18 protein-coding genes are annotated in these 17,721 nt (G+C 68.8%); 6 read left to right on the forward strand and 12 right to left on the reverse strand.

The window, feature by feature from the left end; translation table 11 throughout:
* Positions 1-88 precede the first annotated feature (88 nt).
* The 3 genes from ABD793_RS42645 to ABD793_RS07730 all read right to left on the reverse strand — a co-directional run bounded on the left by ABD793_RS42645 (position 89) and on the right by ABD793_RS07730 (position 3,014).
* The gene (locus ABD793_RS42645) at positions 89-250 is read right to left on the reverse strand and encodes a transposase (protein WP_425548668.1); all 162 of its coding nucleotides are present in this window, start codon (positions 248-250) and stop codon (positions 89-91) included.
* Positions 251-414: 164 nt separating this feature from the next.
* Positions 415-2,496 carry an MFS transporter gene (locus ABD793_RS07725; RefSeq protein WP_344856937.1) on the reverse strand — a complete coding sequence of 694 codons (2,082 nt, stop codon included), beginning with the start codon at positions 2,494-2,496 and terminating at the stop codon, positions 415-417.
* Positions 2,497-2,534: 38 nt separating this feature from the next.
* The gene (locus tag ABD793_RS07730; protein WP_344856941.1) at positions 2,535-3,014 is read right to left on the reverse strand and encodes a MarR family winged helix-turn-helix transcriptional regulator; all 480 of its coding nucleotides are present in this window, start codon (positions 3,012-3,014) and stop codon (positions 2,535-2,537) included.
* Positions 3,015-3,351: 337 nt separating this feature from the next.
* Here ABD793_RS07730 and ABD793_RS07735 point away from each other — a divergent pair, with 337 nt between their 5' ends.
* Positions 3,352-4,524 (forward strand): globin domain-containing protein, encoded by a 1,173-nt coding sequence (locus ABD793_RS07735; protein ID WP_344856945.1) that lies wholly within the window; start codon positions 3,352-3,354, stop codon positions 4,522-4,524.
* Positions 4,525-4,631: 107 nt separating this feature from the next.
* Here the strand turns inward: ABD793_RS07735 and ABD793_RS07740 are convergent, their stop codons facing one another.
* From ABD793_RS07740 to ABD793_RS07765, 6 genes are all read right to left on the reverse strand, one after another.
* Positions 4,632-5,066, reverse strand: a complete 435-nt coding sequence (locus ABD793_RS07740; RefSeq protein ID WP_344856949.1) for a heat shock protein transcriptional repressor HspR — start codon at positions 5,064-5,066, stop codon at positions 4,632-4,634.
* 6 nt (positions 5,067-5,072) lie between these two features.
* Positions 5,073-6,257 (reverse strand): molecular chaperone DnaJ, encoded by a 1,185-nt coding sequence (gene dnaJ, locus ABD793_RS07745; RefSeq protein WP_344856953.1) that lies wholly within the window; start codon positions 6,255-6,257, stop codon positions 5,073-5,075.
* A 33-nt stretch (positions 6,258-6,290) separates the two neighbouring features.
* Complete coding sequence (gene grpE / locus ABD793_RS07750) at positions 6,291-7,010, reverse strand: nucleotide exchange factor GrpE (RefSeq protein WP_344856956.1); 720 nt, start codon at positions 7,008-7,010, stop codon at positions 6,291-6,293.
* Complete coding sequence (dnaK, locus tag ABD793_RS07755; RefSeq protein ID WP_344856959.1) at positions 7,007-8,866, reverse strand: molecular chaperone DnaK; 1,860 nt, start codon at positions 8,864-8,866, stop codon at positions 7,007-7,009. The genes grpE and dnaK overlap by 4 nt, the downstream gene beginning before the upstream one ends.
* Positions 8,867-9,104: 238 nt before the next feature.
* Positions 9,105-9,335, reverse strand: coding sequence for a hypothetical protein (locus ABD793_RS07760; protein ID WP_344856962.1), 231 nt, complete (start codon positions 9,333-9,335; stop codon positions 9,105-9,107).
* A gap of 24 nt (positions 9,336-9,359) precedes the next feature.
* Complete coding sequence (locus tag ABD793_RS07765; RefSeq protein WP_344856965.1) at positions 9,360-10,133, reverse strand: DUF4097 family beta strand repeat-containing protein; 774 nt, start codon at positions 10,131-10,133, stop codon at positions 9,360-9,362.
* A gap of 160 nt (positions 10,134-10,293) precedes the next feature.
* Between ABD793_RS07765 and ABD793_RS07770 the strand changes: the two genes are divergently transcribed.
* On the forward strand, positions 10,294-10,833 hold the full coding sequence (locus tag ABD793_RS07770; protein ID WP_344856967.1) for a YbhB/YbcL family Raf kinase inhibitor-like protein: 540 nt from the start codon (positions 10,294-10,296) through the stop codon (positions 10,831-10,833).
* A 44-nt stretch (positions 10,834-10,877) separates the two neighbouring features.
* Here ABD793_RS07770 and ABD793_RS07775 read toward each other — a convergent pair whose 3' ends face one another.
* The 3 genes from ABD793_RS07775 to ABD793_RS07785 are packed head-to-tail and all read right to left on the reverse strand — an operon-like array spanning position 10,878 to position 12,248.
* The gene (locus ABD793_RS07775) at positions 10,878-11,318 is read right to left on the reverse strand and encodes a GNAT family N-acetyltransferase (protein WP_344856970.1); all 441 of its coding nucleotides are present in this window, start codon (positions 11,316-11,318) and stop codon (positions 10,878-10,880) included.
* Positions 11,319-11,364: 46 nt separating this feature from the next.
* Positions 11,365-11,925, reverse strand: coding sequence for a TetR/AcrR family transcriptional regulator (locus tag ABD793_RS07780; protein ID WP_344856973.1), 561 nt, complete (start codon positions 11,923-11,925; stop codon positions 11,365-11,367).
* Positions 11,922-12,248: a DMT family transporter gene (locus ABD793_RS07785; RefSeq protein ID WP_344856975.1), complete on the reverse strand. Its 327-nt coding sequence runs from the start codon at positions 12,246-12,248 to the stop codon at positions 11,922-11,924. The genes ABD793_RS07780 and ABD793_RS07785 overlap by 4 nt, the downstream gene beginning before the upstream one ends.
* Before the next feature lie 167 nt (positions 12,249-12,415).
* Between ABD793_RS07785 and ABD793_RS07790 the strand changes: the two genes are divergently transcribed.
* From ABD793_RS07790 to ABD793_RS07805, 4 genes are all read left to right on the forward strand, one after another.
* Positions 12,416-14,761: a (Fe-S)-binding protein gene (locus ABD793_RS07790; RefSeq protein ID WP_344856977.1), complete on the forward strand. Its 2,346-nt coding sequence runs from the start codon at positions 12,416-12,418 to the stop codon at positions 14,759-14,761.
* A gap of 133 nt (positions 14,762-14,894) precedes the next feature.
* The gene (locus ABD793_RS07795) at positions 14,895-15,845 is read left to right on the forward strand and encodes a hypothetical protein (protein ID WP_344856979.1); all 951 of its coding nucleotides are present in this window, start codon (positions 14,895-14,897) and stop codon (positions 15,843-15,845) included.
* A 524-nt stretch (positions 15,846-16,369) separates the two neighbouring features.
* Positions 16,370-16,684 carry a DUF742 domain-containing protein gene (locus ABD793_RS42650; RefSeq protein ID WP_425548669.1) on the forward strand — a complete coding sequence of 105 codons (315 nt, stop codon included), beginning with the start codon at positions 16,370-16,372 and terminating at the stop codon, positions 16,682-16,684.
* A 28-nt stretch (positions 16,685-16,712) separates the two neighbouring features.
* Complete coding sequence (locus tag ABD793_RS07805; protein ID WP_344856983.1) at positions 16,713-17,720, forward strand: cation diffusion facilitator family transporter; 1,008 nt, start codon at positions 16,713-16,715, stop codon at positions 17,718-17,720.
* Position 17,721: the final 1 nt, after the last annotated feature.

Below are 17,721 nucleotides of genomic sequence, written 5' to 3' on the forward strand. Positions count from 1 at the left end.
GCACGGTGTCCCCGGTTCCGTCGCCGGCCATCCGCCGGTGCCAGGTCCAGATCGTCTGCCACGGACCGAATACCGCCGGCACGTCCCGTCAGGCGATCCCGCATCGATACCGGTAGATGATCCCTTCGACCATCGATCGGGCATCGGAGAACGGTCGGCCTTGTTTACCGGTGCGGACCGGCAGCAGGTCTTCGATCAAGGCCCACCGATCGTCTGACAGCAACTGAAACCGAGACACACCCGGCAGCATCTCAACCGCCAGCAGAAACCTTTGCCAGCCACGCCTTAGAGGAGGCCGGCGAGCATCGGCTTCGGCCCGCCGGCCTCCTCAACCATGATCAATACAACAACCGACGACCACGCAGGACACGGTCTGAGTCCTTCCGGCAATCACCGGATGGCGCGGAGTTCCGGTCAGTCCAGCGTTCCGTGGTGGGCGGCGTACTCCTCTTCAAGAACTACATCGTGCCGCAAGGAAGCTTCAACGCCGACGGCAAGCGGTTCCGCGTGCGGCGTGTGGCCGTACGCAGTCACGGTGAGCGTGTACGCGCCGGGCGGGATGCTGTTGAAGCTGTACGCGCCGTCGCCACCTGCGATGTGTGAAGCGGTGACCGCACCGGCGCTGTCGGTCAACGTCAGCACCGCACCTCCGACGGCGGCGTGCCGACCGGCAGTGCGCACCCGGCCCGCGACAGAGCTGTGGCTGTCGAGCAGGAGGTCGTGCCACAGCGGCGTGCCGCCGAGCCGCACCGTGGACACGGCCGGCCGAGAAGAACCGGCTGTCGCCAGAAGGACGTGCTCGCCCTCCGCATTCGCTGCCAGTTCGTACTCGCCGGTGCGGCCCGTACGGCCGACGTCGACCTGACGGCCGGCCATGTCGGTGAGCGTGAGCACGACACCGGAAACTGCGCGACCGCTTGCGTCGAGGATTCGCCCACGCAGCACCGTCGTCATCTCCGCAGGTGCTTCCGCGACGGTGGTGGCCGCGGCGGCCGGGGCGTCCGCGTCGAGCGTCCGGCGCAGCGGCACCTCCTTCATGAACAGCACCGCGAAGAACGTGACCACCGCGATCACCGCAGCGAACAGGAAAACCGTGCCGGTCGAGTCACCGAAGGCGGCCCGCACCACCGGCTGCAATGCCGGCGGCAGCGAAGCGATGTCGAGCGTGCCGCCTCCGCCTTGTACTGCGCCCCCGGCCGGAACTCCCAGGTGCGTCAACGACTTCGTGATGTTCGTGGCGACCTGCGCGGACAGCACCGCGCCCAGTGCGGACACCCCCGCCGCACCACCGAGCGACCGGAAGAAAGTGACGACCGACGACGCGGAACCCATGTCCTTCATCGCCACGGTGTTCTGCACCACCAGCACGAGGTTCTGCATCAGGAAGCCAAGCCCGAGGCCGACCAGTGCGAGGTAGCCGCCCATCATCGTGAGGTTCGTGCTGTGGTCCACCGTGCTGAGCAGGAACAGCCCGGCCACCAGCAGGGTCCCGCCGGCAACCATGAACGGCTTCGTCCGGCCGGTCCGCGAGATCACCTGGCCCGCTCCGGTCGAGGCGATCGCAAGGCCGAGCACCATCGGCAGGGTCATCAGTCCCGCGTGCGTCGGCGAGAAGCCGCGGGAAATCTGGTAGTACTGCCCGAGGAACACCGAACCGCCGAACATCGCGGTGCCGACCGCGAGTGAACCGAGCACGGACAGCGTGAACGTGCGGTTGCGGAACAGCCGCAGCGGCACCACCGGCTCCGCGGCACGCGATTCGACGAACACCGCCAGCGCCAGCGCCACCACCGCGCCGCCGACGTAACCGACGCTCGACCACGAGGCCCAGCCGAAGCTCTGGCCGGCAAGCGAAACCCAGATCAGCAGCAGCGCAACGCCGCCGACCAGCAGGGTCGCGCCAAGCCAGTCGATGCGCACCTTCCGCTTGAGCACCGGCAGTTTCAGCGTCCGGCCGAGTACCACGAACGCGATCACCGCGATCGGCACGCACACCCAGAAGCACCAGCGCCAGCCGAGCGGCGAGTCCACGATCAGACCGCCGATCAACGGCCCGGAAACGGTCGCCACGGCGAACACCGCACCGGTGTAACCGGAGTAGCGGCCACGCTCGCGCGGCGCGATCATCGCCGCGATCACGACCTGGATCAGCGCCTGCAACCCGCCGAGCCCGATGCCCTGCACCGCGCGGAAGGCGATCAGCTCCGGCATCGACTGCGAAATACCGCCGAGCACGGAACCGGCGGTGAAGATGACGATGGCCAGCTGGTACAGCAGTTTTTTGCTGAACAGGTCCGAAAGCTTGCCCCAGATCGGGGTGGTCGCGGTGGAGGTCAACAACGTCGCGGTGACGACCCAGGTGTACTGACTCTGCGAACCGTGCAGGTCGGCGAGGATCGTCGGCAGTGCGTTGGACACGATCGTCGACGACAGCAACGCCACCAGCAGGGCCAGCAACAGGCCGGTGAAGGCCTTCATGATTTCCCGGTGGGTCATCGGCTCACCGGTTGCTGTGTTATCCACTTCTCGTTACTTCACTTTCCCACGTGCACGGTGCAATTCTCCGGTGCGCCGATCGTCGCCCGCAGATCGGCGTTGAGGTCGGCGAGCCTGCTCGTCAGGTCCGCCAGCCGCCCCTCGTCCCAGCCGCCGAGTGCCTTCTCGAAGAACGCGAGATACCCCACCCGCCAGCGCTCCAGCTCGGCGTGCCCCTTCTCCGACGCACTGATCAGCGAGGCCCGCCCGTCCTCGGGAGCGGGGCGCCGGTCGATCAGGCCGGCCGCCTGCAGCTGGGTGATCTGCCTGCTGATCACCGACAGGTCGACGAGCCTGCGCTTGGCCAGCTCCGAGGGCCGGGCCTCGCCGTGCTTGGCAAGATCGGACAGCAGCATTCCGGCGGCGGGGTGCAACCCGGGTTCCTCCTGCCAGGCCTGCATGACCCACAGGTGCTGGAGCTGGGCCGAGCTCCGCAGCTCACGCAACAGCTCGAGCCTGACGTCGTCGGCAGAGCTCATCGGTTCCTCCCGGGCGCTCACCCAATTGCTTGTACGTTACAAGTTTACGGTCGGAAGGTTGCGTAGGGCAACTATCTATCCCGTGAGCTGCCCCACGTCGACGTCCGGGTCGGTAACCCGACCGGAGCAACGTTGCGAGCAAGTGGCCGGACTACGGCTACTCTGCGGACGAGCCGCGCCGAGCCGACGCGGTGGAGGCCTTCCGAACAACGAGGAGCCGGAGTGGTGCATTCCCGCGGGAAGTCCGCGAGACGGCGCGAGCCGAAGCCGCCGGACCTGGCGGCAGACCATCCGTGACCACCCGTTCCCGTCCCTGCGTACCGGTGAAGAACACCCCATGACAGCCGACTCGATCAGCCCGATCCCGCGTTCCGCGGCACACCGCGAGGCGCCGGCCGCGGTCACCGCCATGGTGCGGTTGATCCGGGACACCTGGGCCAAGTCGGAGCCCTATCTCCCGGAGATCTCGCAGTTCTTCTACGGGATGCTGTTCACGCTCGCACCGGCCACCCGCGATTTCTTCCCGATCAACATGGAAGTGCAGCGCGGCCGTCTGGTGCGCGCACTGGTCCGCATCGTGCAGATGGTGGACCGGCCGGACGACCTGGTCCCGTTCCTGCGCCAGCTCGGGCGGGACCACCGCAAGTTCGGCGTGATCCCGAAGCACTACGAGGCGGTCGGCACGGCGCTGCTCGCCGCGCTCAAGAGCCACCTCGGCCCGGAGTGGACGCCGAAGGTGGAACGGGCCTGGGCCGAGGCGTTCACCATCGTCGCGCGCGCAATGCAGGAGGCGGCCGCGGCGGACGCGAACCCGCCGTCCTGGCACGCCACCGTGGTCGAGCACCGGCGGCTGACCTGGGACCTCGCCTTGGTCCGGCTGGTCCCGGAGCAGCCGGTGCCCTACAGCCCCGGGCAGTACATGAGCGTGGAGGTGCCGCAGCGGCCACGGTTGTGGCGCTACCTTTCGCCTGCCAACGCACCCCGTGAGGACGGCGGGATCGAGTTCCACGTGCGCGCGGTGGACGGCGGATGGGTTTCGCGGGCCGTCGTCAGCCACACCCAGCCAGGAGACGTGTGGCGGCTCGGCCCGCCGATCGGCCGGATGGCGGTGGACCGCGAACGGTCCAAGGGCGTGCTGATGGTGGCGGGCGGCACCGGGCTGGCCCCGCTGCGCTCGATCCTCGACCACCTCGCACTGTGGGGCGAGAACCCGAAGACGCGGCTGTTCTACGGCGGTTCGACCCGCGAGGAGCTCTACGACCTCGAGGAGCTGCGTGCGCTCGCCGCGACGAACCCGTGGCTGTCCATCACCCCGGTCGTCGAACGCGACCACCTGCCGGGCTGTGAACAGGGCACCCTCGCCGAGGCGGTGACCCGCTACGGCGCCTGGCCGGACCACGACATCCTGGTGTCCGGCTCGCCGGCGATGATCCGCGCGACGGTGTCCCGCATGCTCGTCGCGGGCAGCGCACTCGGGCAGATCCAGTACGACCCGTTCACCGTGGACTGAGCCCGGTCGACGGCGATGGGGGCGAGCCGCCTTGCGCCAGACCGGTGCGCCCGCGGAAAAACCGATGGCCCTCTCCCCGAACGGAAGAGGGCCATCGGCGCAACGCCTCAGCGCTTCTTGGGTTTCCACACCACCAAGGCGGTCTGCTGCCGCAACGGCACCAGGTCCTTGCGGTAGGAAGCGTGCACTGCCGCGGCGGCGTGTTCGGCGGCCGCGTGCGCGGCGGCCAGTTCCTCGGTGAGCTCGTGGACCCGCGAGCGCAGCGCGTCGACCTGGTTCTCCAGCTCGATGATGCGCTTGACCCCCGCGAGGTTCACGCCCGCCTCCTGCGAGAGGCGCTGGACCTCACGCAGCAGTGCGATGTCACGCATGGAGTACCGGCGGCCACCTCCGGAGGTGCGCCCGGGGGACACCAGGCCCTGCCGGTCGTACGAACGCAGTGTCTGGGCGTGCAGCCCGGACAGCTGGGCCGCCACCGAGATCACGAACACCGGAGTGTCCTCGTCCGCGCCGAACGGGAGTCCCGGAGTACCGCCGAACATCTCGCGTCACCTGCCTTCGAGCAACTCGGAGATCTCAGGCCGCGGGTCGTGGCCCTTCATCGCCTCGGCGTAGCTCTCCAGCGCCGAGCGTGCTTCGTCGTCGAGCTTCGCCGGAACGGCCGCGGCCAAGGTGACCAGCAGGTCGCCCTGCGCACCGTCCCGCTTCTGAATGCCCTTTCCGCGCACGCGCAACACTCGGCCACTCGCGGTACCGGCAGGCACCTTGAGTGAGACCTTCCCCTCCAGGGTCGGCACCGTGATGGTGGTGCCGAGCGCCAGTTCGGTGAAGTCCACCGGCACGGTGAGCGTGAGGTCCAGGTCCTGGCGCCCGAACAGCTGGTGCGGCGCCACGTGCACCCGTACGTACAGGTCACCGGCCTGCGCACCGCCGCGGCCCGGTTCACCCTGTCCACCGAGCCGGATCCGCTGGTCGTCCTTCACGCCCGGCGGGATGCGCACGGTGAGCGTGCGGGTGCGGGTGCTGATGCCCTCGCCACCGCACTCCGGGCACGGGTCGTCGATGATCTGGCCGCGGCCGCGGCAGTCCCGGCACGGTTCGGAGAACGCGAACGCGCCCTGGCTGCGGCTCACCAGACCGGATCCGCCACAGGTCGAGCAGGCCCGTGGTGCCGTGCCCGGCTTCGCCCCGTTGCCACCGCAGGTGGCACAGGTCGCCGGGCTGGACAGCCGCAACGGCAGCGTGGCGCCCTTGACCGACTCGAGGAAGTCGATCCGCACGTCGGTCTCCACATCGGCGCCGCGCTGCGGCCGGTTGGCCGCACCTGCCGCGCCGCCCCGGCCGCCACGGCCGAAAATGCCGCCAAGGATGTCGCCGAGCCCACCGAAGCCGCCCTGCTGCTGCGCACCGGCCTGGCCGAACAGGTCGCTCATGTCGAACCCGCCCGCACCGGTGCCACCGCCGGGGAAACCGCCGAAGCCACCGGCCCCGCCGGAGCCGAACATGCTGCGTGCCTCGTCGTACTCCTTGCGCTTGGCCGGATCGGAGAGCACCCCGTATGCCTCGGACACGGCCTTGAACTTGTTCTCCGCCTTGGTGTTGCCCGCGTTGGCGTCCGGGTGGTTTTCCTTGGCCAGCTTGCGATAGGCCTTCTTGACCTCGTCCGCGGTCGCGTCGGAGGAGACACCCAGCTCTTGGTAGAAGTCCTTGCCGATCCACTCCCGAGCACTCATCGGGTGTCTCCTCCTTTCGCTGCGAAACGCCGGTTACTGCTGCTCGGACTCATCGAACGACCCGTCGAGCGGCAGCTCGCCGCCGACCGGCGGGTCGACCGGGCCTGCCTCGACCGGCTCGTGGTCGGTGACCCCGACCAGCGCCGCCCGCAGGACCCGGTCCCCGAAGCGGTACCCGCGGCGCATGACCACGGTGACCGTCGGGCCCGACACGTCCGGCGAGGTGTTGTGCTGGACCGCCTCGTGCACGCTCGGATCGAAGTCCTCGCCCTCGGTGCCGAACGATTCGAGGCCTGCCCGCTGCAGACCGCTGACCAGCTTGTCGCCGACCGCCTTGAACGCGCCGGTGAGGTCGCCGTGCTGCTCCGCGCGCTCGAGGTCGTCGAGCAGCGGCAGCAGCTCGCCGACCACGGACGCCTTGGCGCCCTGCACCACGGCCTCGCGGTCGCGGTCCACCCGCTTGCGGTAGTTGGCGTACTCCGCCTGCAGCCGCTGCAGATCGGCGGTGCGCTCGGACAGCTGCTTCTCGACGTCCGACCCGGCCGCGACCGCGTCGTCCGCCGAGTCACCGAGCGAGGGGCCCGCGTGCACCGCGGGCTCCTCCTCGGCGGCCGCTGGCTCTGCGTCGGCGGCCGCGGTCTCCGGCTCGGGCTCCCGGACCTCTCCGGTCTGCGGGTCGACCCGCCGCCGGTCCCGCACGACCACCGGTTCCTCGGGGCCTTGGCCCTCGGGTTCGGAGTGGCGTGGGGTCACTTCTTCTCGTCCTCTTCCACGATCTCGGCGTCAACGACGTCGTCCTCGGCCTTGGCCTGCTGCTGGGCTCCGTCCGCGGCACCGGCGTCGGCACCGGGGGCACCCTCGGCACCGCCCGCGTTCGCGTACAGCGCGCTGCCCAGCTCCTGCGAAGCGGTGTTCAGCTTCTCGATGGACTCGCGGATCTTGGCCGAGTCGGTGCCCTTGAGCGCCTCGTTCGCCTCGTCGATCGCCGAGTTCACCTTGCCCTTGAGGTCGTCGGGCAGCTTGTCCTCGTTGTCCTTGACGAACTTCTCGGTCTGGTAGACCAGCGTCTCCGCCTGGTTGCGGGTCTCGGCCTCTTCGCGGCGGGTCTTGTCCTCCTCGGCGTGCGCCTCGGCGTCCTTGACCATCCGCTCGATGTCGTCCTTCGGCAGCGCGGAGCCGCCGGTGATCGTCATCGACTGCTCCTTGTTCGTGCCGAGGTCCTTCGCGAGGACGTGCACGATGCCGTTGGCGTCGATGTCGAAGGTGACCTCGATCTGCGGCACGCCACGCGGGGCAGGCGGCAGGCCGGTCAGCTCGAACATGCCGAGCTTCTTGTTGTGCGCGGCGATCTCCCGCTCACCCTGGAACACCTGGATCTGCACCGAGGGCTGGTTGTCGTCCGCGGTGGAGAAGATCTCGCTGCGCTTGGTCGGGATCGTGGTGTTGCGCTCGATCAGCTTGGTGAACACCCCGCCCTTGGTCTCGATGCCCAGCGACAGCGGGGTCACGTCGAGCAGCAGGACGTCCTTGACCTCGCCCTTGAGCACACCGGCCTGCAGCGCCGCGCCGACCGCGACGACCTCGTCCGGGTTCACGCCCTTGTTCGGCTCCCGTCCGCCGGTCAGCTCCTTGACCAGGTCGGCAACCGCGGGCATCCGGGTGGAACCACCCACGAGCACCACGTGGTCGATGTCGCCGACCGAGATGCCCGCATCGCGGATCACGTTGTTGAACGGCGATTTGGTGCGGTCGAGCAGGTCCGAGGTGATCTTCTGGAACTCGGCGCGGGAGAGCGTCTCGTCGAGGAACAGCGGGTTCTTGTCCCCGTCGACGGTGATGTAGGGCAGGTTGATGCTGGCGGAGTTGGAGCTGGACAGCTCGATCTTCGCCTTCTCCGCCGCCTCCCGGATGCGCTGCAGCGCCATCTTGTCCTTGGTCAGGTCGATGCCGTTGGCAGACTTGAACTTGTCGACCAGCCAGGTGACGATGCGCTCGTCCCAGTCGTCACCACCGAGGTGGTTGTCACCGGAGGTCGCGCGGACCTCGACGACGCCCTCGCCGATCTCCAGCAGCGACACGTCGAACGTACCGCCACCGAGGTCGAAGACCAGGATGGTCTGTTCCTTCTCGCCCTTGTCGAGGCCGTAGGCCAGCGCCGCCGCGGTCGGCTCGTTGACGATGCGCAGCACGTTCAGGCCGGCGATCTGGCCGGCCTCCTTGGTGGCCTGCCGCTGGGCGTCCTCGAAGTACGCCGGAACGGTGATCACCGCGTCGGTGATCTCCTCGCCGAGGTAGGACTCCGCGTCGCGCTTGAGCTTCATCAGCACGCGCGCGCTGATCTCCTGCGGCGTGTAGCCCTTGCCGTCGATCTCGGTCTTCCAGTCGGTGCCGATGTGCCGCTTGACCGACCGGATGGTCCGGTCGACGTTCGTCACGGCCTGGTTCTTCGCCGGCTGACCGGTCAGCACTTCGCCGTTCTTGGCGAAGGCGACGATCGACGGGGTGGTCCGGGAGCCTTCCGAGTTGGCGATGACCGTCGGCTCGCCGCCCTCCAGGACGGCGACGACCGAGTTGGTCGTGCCGAGGTCGATGCCGACCGCTCGCGCCATGGTGCTTCCTCTCGTGTTGGCAGTTCTCCTGCTATGTTCGTGACCTGCGCCTTCGGGGCGGCCTTGAGCGACCCCTTGGCAGGTTCTACCGGTCCCGCGCTCGGCTCGTCAACCAGACTTGAGCCGAACGCGCTCAACCTTCGTACCAGAGTAACGGGCAAGCCTCGGCTCTTGTTCCCGGGACCAGCTGCGGAGCACCCCTACTCCGATGTGAGGGTGCTCACCAGCGCGGCAAGGCTCACACGGGTCGCGCGGAGGCGGGCAGCCGAGCGGCCCGGTGGTCCACGTCGCTGCGGATCACCACGGTGTCGGCCAGCCGGACGTCGCCCGGTGGCACGGCGACCCGCACCACGGCCACCTCGGTGGCGGGTGCGGGGGCGGACTGGTGCCCGAACGCAGCGGTCACCACGAACGCGGCCACCGCGCCGGTCAGTACGGCCGCGAGCAGCCTCGTTTCGATCTTGCGCATGGAGCGGTTCCCCCCTGTGGGAAGTCAGGCGGCCTTGACGGTGACGCTGCCGCTGGAGGTGTTCAGGTCGAGCGTCTTCGGGTCGGGTCCGGGGTTCTGCGGAATGTCCACGGAACGGTGACCGCTGTCGCTGTCTCCGATGACGCGGTAAGAGCCGTCGGCGGGCACGCGCAGCTCGACGCTGCCGGAATCGGCCTTGACCTTGACGTTCGCGGGTTGTGCGAGCCCGAGCTCCACCCGGCCGCTGTCGGCCGAGATGTCGACCGGTCCGCGCACGCCGTCCGCTGTCACGCGACCGGAGTCGCTGTGCAGCTTGACGTCACCGGCGTTGTGCACGTCGATCGAACCGCTGTCGAGGCGAAGGGTCACCGGACCGGCGACGTCGGCGACCTCCGCGCGGCCGCTGTCCGCGGTGACGTCGACACTGCCCACGCCCGCGATGTCCAGCGACCCCGAGTCGGACTTGCCGGTGACCGGCACGCCGGCCGGGACCACGACGTCGAAGTCGGCGTCGCAGTTGTCGCCGCAGTCGGCCAGCACCAGCTGATCGCCCTCCACGTGGAAGGCGTCGCCGGGCTCGCCGCGGAAGTAGTAGTCGATCTTCTGGTGCACCCGGACCGGACCGGTGCCGGTGCGGATGTGCACGTCGCCCGAATCGCTCGCCAGCTGCACCCCGCGGATCTGCCGGCTGACGGTGGCGTCCCTGGTGACCGAGGAGCCGACGTCCCAGCCGAACGCGATCGCCACCCCCACGCCGATCACGACGATGCCACCCAGAGCCAGAAGCGGGCGTGCCATGGTTTCTTCCCCTCGTGCCGCTCGTTCGTCCCCGGAGACGTTAGAAGCAGCGAGGCCCCGGTGACATCCGGTAAACCCCCCGAAACATCCCTGAGAGGGCGCCCGGCGGGCCGGGGCCATAACCTGGCGGCGGACGGACTTTCCGTGATCAGGAGGATCGATGCCTCAGCGACCCAACCCGTACGACTTCCTGCCTTCGGTGCCCTCGTTCACCCTGCGCAGCACCGACATCGCCGAAGGCGAAACGCTCGCGACGCCGCACCTTTCGGGCATCTTCGGAGCAGGCGGCGAGGACCGGTCGCCGCAGCTGTCCTGGGAGGGCTTCCCCGAGGACACCCGCAGTTTCGCGGTGACCGTGTACGACCCGGACGCACCCACCGCCAGCGGCTTCTGGCACTGGGCGGTGTTCAACATCCCGGCTTCGGTCACCGAACTGGCCTCCGGTGCGGGCGACGCGACCGGCTCCGGCCTGCCCGACGCCGCCGTCACTCTGAAGGGCGACGGCGGCGTGAAGCAGTTCCTCGGCGCCGCCCCGCCGCCGGGCCACGGCCCGCACCGCTACTACGTCGTGGTGCACGCGCTCGACGTGGACACCCTCGAAGTGGGCGCCGACGCGTCGCCGGCGTTCCTCGGCTTCACCATATTCGGCCACACCCTCGCCAGGGCGACGATCACCGCGCTCTACGAGAACAAGGGCTGAGCCGTTCCTGCGCCGGGGGCGTCCACCGCCGGTCTGCTGTGGACCTACCGCAGCGACTCGCGGTTGACGCCCTCGCGTTCGAGGTAGCGGCCCCTGGTGTGCTCGGCGAAGCCGAACTGCCGGTACAGGCCGTGCGCGTCGGCGGTGTGCAGCATCCACCGGAATCCCGCACCAGGGCCGTTGTCGATCATCTCGCGCACGATTTCCTTGCCAAGCCCGGCACCGCGGGCGTCCTCGACCACGAAGACGTCGCCGAGGTAGGCCGAGCTCACCCCGTCGGAAAAGGCTCGGGCGAACGCGACCTGGCGGCCGGTCGCGCGCTCGTACGCGCCGACCACCCGCCACGATCCGGCCACCGCCGCCTCGACCTGCTCGCGCGTGCGCCAGCGGCCCCAGTAGGCCTCGGTGGAGAGGAACTTCCACAACACGTCGAGATCCAGCCGCTCCCGGCTGTCGTCCACTTCGTACTCACCAACCACCCGCATGCCCGGCAAGCTAGCCGAGCGCGGCAGCTGTGCTCCACCGAATTCGTCAGCGCGGTTTGAGCAGGTAGTCCACCACCGGGCGAAGTTCTTCCGCGGACGGCGGTTCATCGTCGATCAGGCCCTGGATGAGCAGCCCGTCGATGCCGGCGAGGAACACCCGGAAGGCGACCTCGTCGTCGTGCCGGACCATCGAGGTCAGCACGTCGAGCCAGCGCCGGGCAGCCGGACGCAGTTCGGGCTTGCGGGCAGCGAGCAGGTACAGCTCGTACTCCGCCATCGTGCGGCCACGCCGTGGCCCGAGTGCTTCGGCGAGCAGCCCGGCCACCTCCTCGGCCCCGCGGCTGCCGCGCGAGCGGGCCCGGTCGATCATCCAGTACACCTCGGTCGCCATGTCCCGCGCGCACGAGATGAGCGTGGCCACGAGCAGGTCGTCCAGCGAGCTGAAGTGGTAGGTGGTGGACGTGGTGGGCACGCCGGCCTCGGTGGCGACGGTGCGGTGGGTGACCCCGGCGACGCCGTCCCGTTCGATCACCCGCAGGGTGGCCTCGATGATTTCCGCGCGCCGCTTCTCGCCACGCACCTTGCGTCCGTCGGTCTGGATCTTCACGCGTTGCTCCCGACCTCGATCAGCACCACACCGCCGACCACCAGTACCAGCCCGGAAAGCATGGCGAGATTGACCGGCTCCTTGAGAAACAGCACCCCCACCAGCGCGACCAGCGCAACCCCGGCGGCGGCCCAGATCGCGTACGCCACGCCGATCGGCAACCCCAGCTTCAGTACCTGCGAGAGCGCGAAGAACGCCACGCCGTAGCCGACGACCACGAGCACCGACGGCAGCAGCCGCGAGAACCCGTCGGACAGCTTGAGCGAAACGGTGCCGGTCACTTCTGCGGCGATCGCCAGAGCGAGGTACAAGTAAGCACCCATGAGGAAAAACTACCTGAACGATGGTCCCATTAGCTAGCGAGGCGTGCACCACATCGGTGGGACTTGGGCCCGGCCAACCGGTTACCCATCAGTAAGAAGCGTTACCCTGCTCCGCAGCCGGCGCTCGCGCACCGGCTACCACCACACCGGACGAAAGGCACCCGACGATGGGCGCGGTACAGCTGACGCTCGGGGGGATCTCGGTCCTCCTGGGCATCATCGCCTGGGGAATGTTCATCGCGACCGTGGCCCGCTTCGTGCGGGTGATCCGGCTCGGCCAGCCCGATGGCACCCGCAACGGGCCCTTCACGGCCCGGCTGGTGACCATGGTCAAGGAGTTCGCGGTCCACACCCGGATGGCGAAGTTCCGCCAGGTCGCGCCGTGGCACTGGATGGTGATGTGGGGCTTCCTGATCGGGTCGCTCGCGCTGTTCGAGGCCTACGGTGAGGTGTTCGTCCCGACCTGGGGCTGGCCGGTGCTCGAGGACTGGGCGCCGTGGAGCCTGCTGATGGAGCTGCTCGGCGTCGGCACCGTGGTCGGCGGGGTCGCGCTGGCGATCATCCGCCAGCTCAACCACCCGCGCCGCGCCGACCGGCAGTCACGCTTCGCCGGATCGAACTTCAAGTGGGCGTACTTCGTCGAGGCCGTGGTGATCGTCGAGGGCGTCGGCATCATCGGCGTCCGCGCCGCGAAGGCCGCGATGCACGTCCACGAGACGCCGACCTGGGCCGCCTTCGTGTCCAACCCGGTCGGCTGGGCACTGCCGTCGAGTGCCGCGCTGGTATCGGTCTTCGCCTTCATCAAGCTGATGAGCGCCACGGTGTGGCTGATCGTCGTCGCGCGCACCATGACCATGGGCGTGGCGTGGCACCGGTTCAGCGCGTTCTTCAACATCTACTTCAAGCGCGAAGCCGACGGCGGCGTCGCGCTCGGCAAGCTCAAGCCGATGATGAGCAAGGGTAAGGTGCTCGACCTCGAGGAGGCCGACCCGGACGAGGACACCTTCGGCGCCGGCGCGATCGAGGACTTCAGCTGGAAGGGTTGGCTCGACTTCTCCACCTGCACCGAATGCGGCCGTTGCCAGTCGCAGTGCCCGGCGTGGAACACCGGCAAGCCGTTGTCGCCGAAGCTGCTCATCACGCAGCTTCGCGACCACGCCTACGCGAAGGCGCCGTACCTGATGGCCGGCGGCAAGCGTGACATGGCGGGCGACGAAGTCGGGTTGTCCGGTAAAGACGACACAGCGGCGCACGGCGCCTCCGTTGAGGGCGGTGGCGGGGCGGGGTCCGGGATGTACGCGGGCATCGACGTCCTCGCGATCGCGGAGTCGCAGAAGGCTTTGGTCGGCGACGACGGTGGCGTCATCGATCCGGACGTGCTGTGGTCGTGCACCTCCTGCGGCGCCTGCGTGGAACAGTGCCCGGTGGACATCGAGCACGTGGACCACATCGTGGACATGCGGCGTTACCAGGTGATGATCGAATCCTCGTTCCCCACCGAACTGAACGGCATGTTCAAGAACCTGGAGAACAAGGGCAACCCGTGGGGTCAGAACGCCAAGGACCGTCTGCAGTGGACGGAGGATCTGGACTTCGAGGTGCCGGTGTTCGACGGCGACCTCGGCGACGCGGAGTACCTGTTCTGGGTCGGCTGCGCCGGTGCGTTCGAGGACCGCGCGAAGAAGACCACCCGTGCAGTGGCGGAGCTGCTGCACATCGCGGGCGTGAAGTACACCGTGCTGGGTTCCGAGGAGTCCTGCACCGGTGACCCGGCCCGTCGCGCGGGCAACGAGTTCCTGTTCCAGATGCTCGCGCAGCAGAACGTCGAGGTGCTGAACTCGGTGTTCGAAGGCCGGGAACGCAAGGCGCGCAAGGTCGTCGTGACCTGTGCGCACTGCTTCAACACGCTCGCCAACGAATACCCCGAGCTCGGCGGCCAGTTCGACGTCGTGCACCACACGCAGCTGCTGAACCGGCTGGTGCGCGAGAAGTACCTGACGCCGGTGGCGCCCGTCGCCGAGGACGTCACCTACCACGACCCGTGCTACCTGGGCAGGCACAACAAGGTCTACGACGCGCCGCGTGAGCTCGTCGGGGCGTCCGGGGCGAAGCTGCGCGAGATGCCGCGGCACGGCGACCGGTCGATGTGCTGCGGCGCCGGTGGTGCGCGGATGTGGATGGAAGAGAAGATCGGCAAGCGGATCAACGTGGAGCGCGTGGACGAGGCGCTCGGCACGGCACCGTCGAAGATCGCCACCGGCTGCCCGTTCTGCCGCGTGATGCTCACCGACGGCGTGACCTCGCGCCAGAGCGACGGCGTGGCGAGCGAGAAGGTCGAGGTCGTGGACGTGGCGCAGCTGCTGCTCACCGCGGTGAAGCGGAAGCCGGAGCCGACGCTGGTCGCGGCAGGTGCACCGGCGCTCGGCGATTCGGACGCCGAGCTTTCCGAACAGCCGGACGTGCCGACGGACGAGAAGCCGACCGGCACCCCGCTGCCGGAGGGCGACGACTGAGAAGTTCCCCGTCGACGGCCCTCCCCGGTGCGTGAGCGCAGGGGAGGGCCGTTCTCGTGCCGGGACATTTGTCATGGCCGGATCGTGATACGCGGCCCGGATCCGCGGCCGGACCGGACGGGACCATCACGACATGCCGTTCCGGAAGACTGCCGTCGCGTCGTTGGCCGTACTCTCGCCGTTCTTCGCCGAGTTCCTGCTCGGCGACCAGTACCTGGCGGGCCCGCCAGAAGTCGGGCGGCAGCTGGTCACGTTCGCGATCTTCGTGGCGTTCTACGGCGCCGGGGCGGTGTTGATCCGTGAAGTCGCGCGGCGACTCGGCCGTGGCTGGCCGACGATCCTGGTGCTCGCGCTCGCGTACGGCGTCGTCGAGGAAGGGCTGCTCACACAGACGCTGTTCAACCAGCACTACCTCGGTGGCGACCTGTTGAGCGCCGCGTACATACCTTGGCTCGGCATTGGCGGGCGGTGGACCGTGTACGTGCTGACGCTGCACACGGTGTGGAGCATCGCCACACCTATCGCAATCGCAGAGGCTTTCTCCGGCCGTACGCCGTGGTTGCGGCGCCCCGGTATGTGGGTGTGGAGCTGTGTCCTGCTAGTTGGCTGTGCGGCGACGTTCGTCGTGAACTACCGGATAGGGCACTTCCTCGCTTCGCCGGTGCAGCTGGTCGGCGCGCTCGTGGTCGTTGCAGCGCTCGTAGTCGTAAGCCTTCGCTTCACCGGCGTCACAAGGCAAGCGCACGGCAACGGCTGGGTGGGGTTCGCTGTGGGGCTTGTCGCGAGCACCGCGTTCCAAGTCGTGATGAAGATGTCTCCGCTGCCTTCGTGGCCGGCTGTTGGCATAGCACTGGCGTTAGAAGCAGCTGTGGTCACGTACGCGGTGCGTGCACGTCCTCCGGCCATCTCGCTCGCGGCGGGCGCCACCATCACGTACGGCTGGCTAGGGCTGCTTACCGCACTCGACGCCGGCTTCGCGGCAACCGTCGAACAGTCTGTGCTCGCTGCGGTGGCAATCGGCGTCGCGATGACCGCACTTCGACGCCGTACGTCGATTCGTCAAATAAGCGAAACACGCCGTTAACAATTCCTGCCGGTATTTCTGGTCCTGCCGCACGACATTTCATCCCCCTGGACAAGCGGCGTATTCTGGCTCTCCTCGCGATCGCCGTGGGCCCGTGAGGCGGTATTCGTCAACCGTAAACCGGGAGCGGAGCAATGGGCGGAAAGCGGCAACCGAGGCCGACAGGTCGCACCGGCGCACGTTTTCCGAGCGCGAAAACCCTTTCCCGATTCGACGGCGAAGAACCGCCGTCGGTACCGCCGCCACTCTCACCGGTCGGCCGGGTCGGCACCCGATTCCCCAGTGCGGCGCTCGCCGAGCGCCTGACCGGCGAACCGGACCAGGCAACCCCGGAACCGGCGCACGAGCCGGCATCCGCCGCCGCACATCCCGAACCAGAACCTGCGGCTGCCGCACATCCCGAACCAGAATCCACTGGCCCTGCGCATTCCGAGCCGGACGCCGCACATCCCGAGCCGAGTTCTGCTGCCGAAGCCGAGACTGCCGTCCCCCCGTCGTCGCCGAGCACGATCGTCCGCCCCTATGTGCTCACCCGCGGCCGGACGCAGGCGCGGCGGTACCTCGCCGTCGAGACGCTGGTGTCCGCCGTCCCGGAGGATCCGCGGTGGACCGCGGCGCAGGTGCCTGCCGAGTCGATCCCGGTGCGGTCGCTGTGCCGGCACCCCCGTTCGGTCGCGGAGGTCGCGGCCACGCTCGAGGTGCCGCTGGGCGTCGTCCGCGTACTGCTCGACGACCTGGCCGACCTGGGGCTCGTGACGGTGCACGACAGCCACGCCGGCGACGGTCAGCCCTCGCTCGAGGTGCTGCACCGTGTGCTTGCGGGACTTCACCGCCTGTGAAGGCCGCCGGACGGCTAGTCTGCTGCGGGTGAGCGAGCAGGACGAATCCTCCGGCGGCGAAAGCACCCTCACCGTCGTGCTGGCGGGCGGGGTGAACCTGGCCATCGCGGTGCTGAAGCTGATCGCGGGCATCATCACCGGATCGGGTGCGATGTTGTCCGAGGCCGCGCATTCGGTCGCCGACACGATCACCGAGGTTCTGCTGCTGACCGCACTCAAACGGTCCGAACGCCCGGCCGACCGCGTCCACCCGTTCGGCTACGGCAAGGAGCGCTACTTCTGGGCGCTGCTCGCCGCGGTCTCGATCTTCGCGTCCGGTGCGGTTTTCGCGCTGTACGAAGGGTTCACCACGGTGTTCGGGCAGTCCGAGGACCAGACGAACCCAATCGTCGGCTACGTGGTGCTTGCGGTGGGCTTCGCGCTGGAAGGGGTTTCCTGGCTGCAGGCGGTCCGGCAGGTGCGCCGGGACGCGAAGGCCGAGGGCCGGTCGTTCTTCGGCTACCTGCGGTTGATCGACGACCCGGCACCCAAGACCGTGCTCTTCGAGGACTCCGCCGCGCTGATCGGCCTGCTGCTCGCGTTCGCCGGCATCGGGCTGCACCAGCTCACCGGCTCGTCGGTCTGGGACGGCCTCGCCTCGATCCTGATCGGCCTGCTGCTCGCCTGCGTGGCCTACCTGCTCGGGCGCACCAACCGCGGTCTGCTCGTGGGCAGGCAGGCCGATCCGCGGCTCGTGCGCGGGGTGCGCGACCACCTCGCCGCGGCGCCCGAGATCGAGGCGCTGGTCGACCTGCAGACCATGCTGATGGGTACCGACCACGTCCTGGTCTGCGCCCGCGTGGACTTCGACGACGCATTGGGCGCAGCCGATGTCGAACGGGCCTGCGTACGCCTCGCCGACGAGCTGGACGAGCAGTTCGGCGACGTGCGCGAGGTCTTCATCGAGCCGGTGCCACGCACTGATCCGAAGCTGCGCGCGACCGTGCTGGCTCGCTACGGCGACCTTCGCGGGCGGGCGATCGGCGAAGCTCAGTAGC

This window comes from Amycolatopsis ultiminotia (assembly GCF_039536925.1).
Lineage (GTDB): Bacteria > Actinomycetota > Actinomycetes > Mycobacteriales > Pseudonocardiaceae > Amycolatopsis > Amycolatopsis ultiminotia.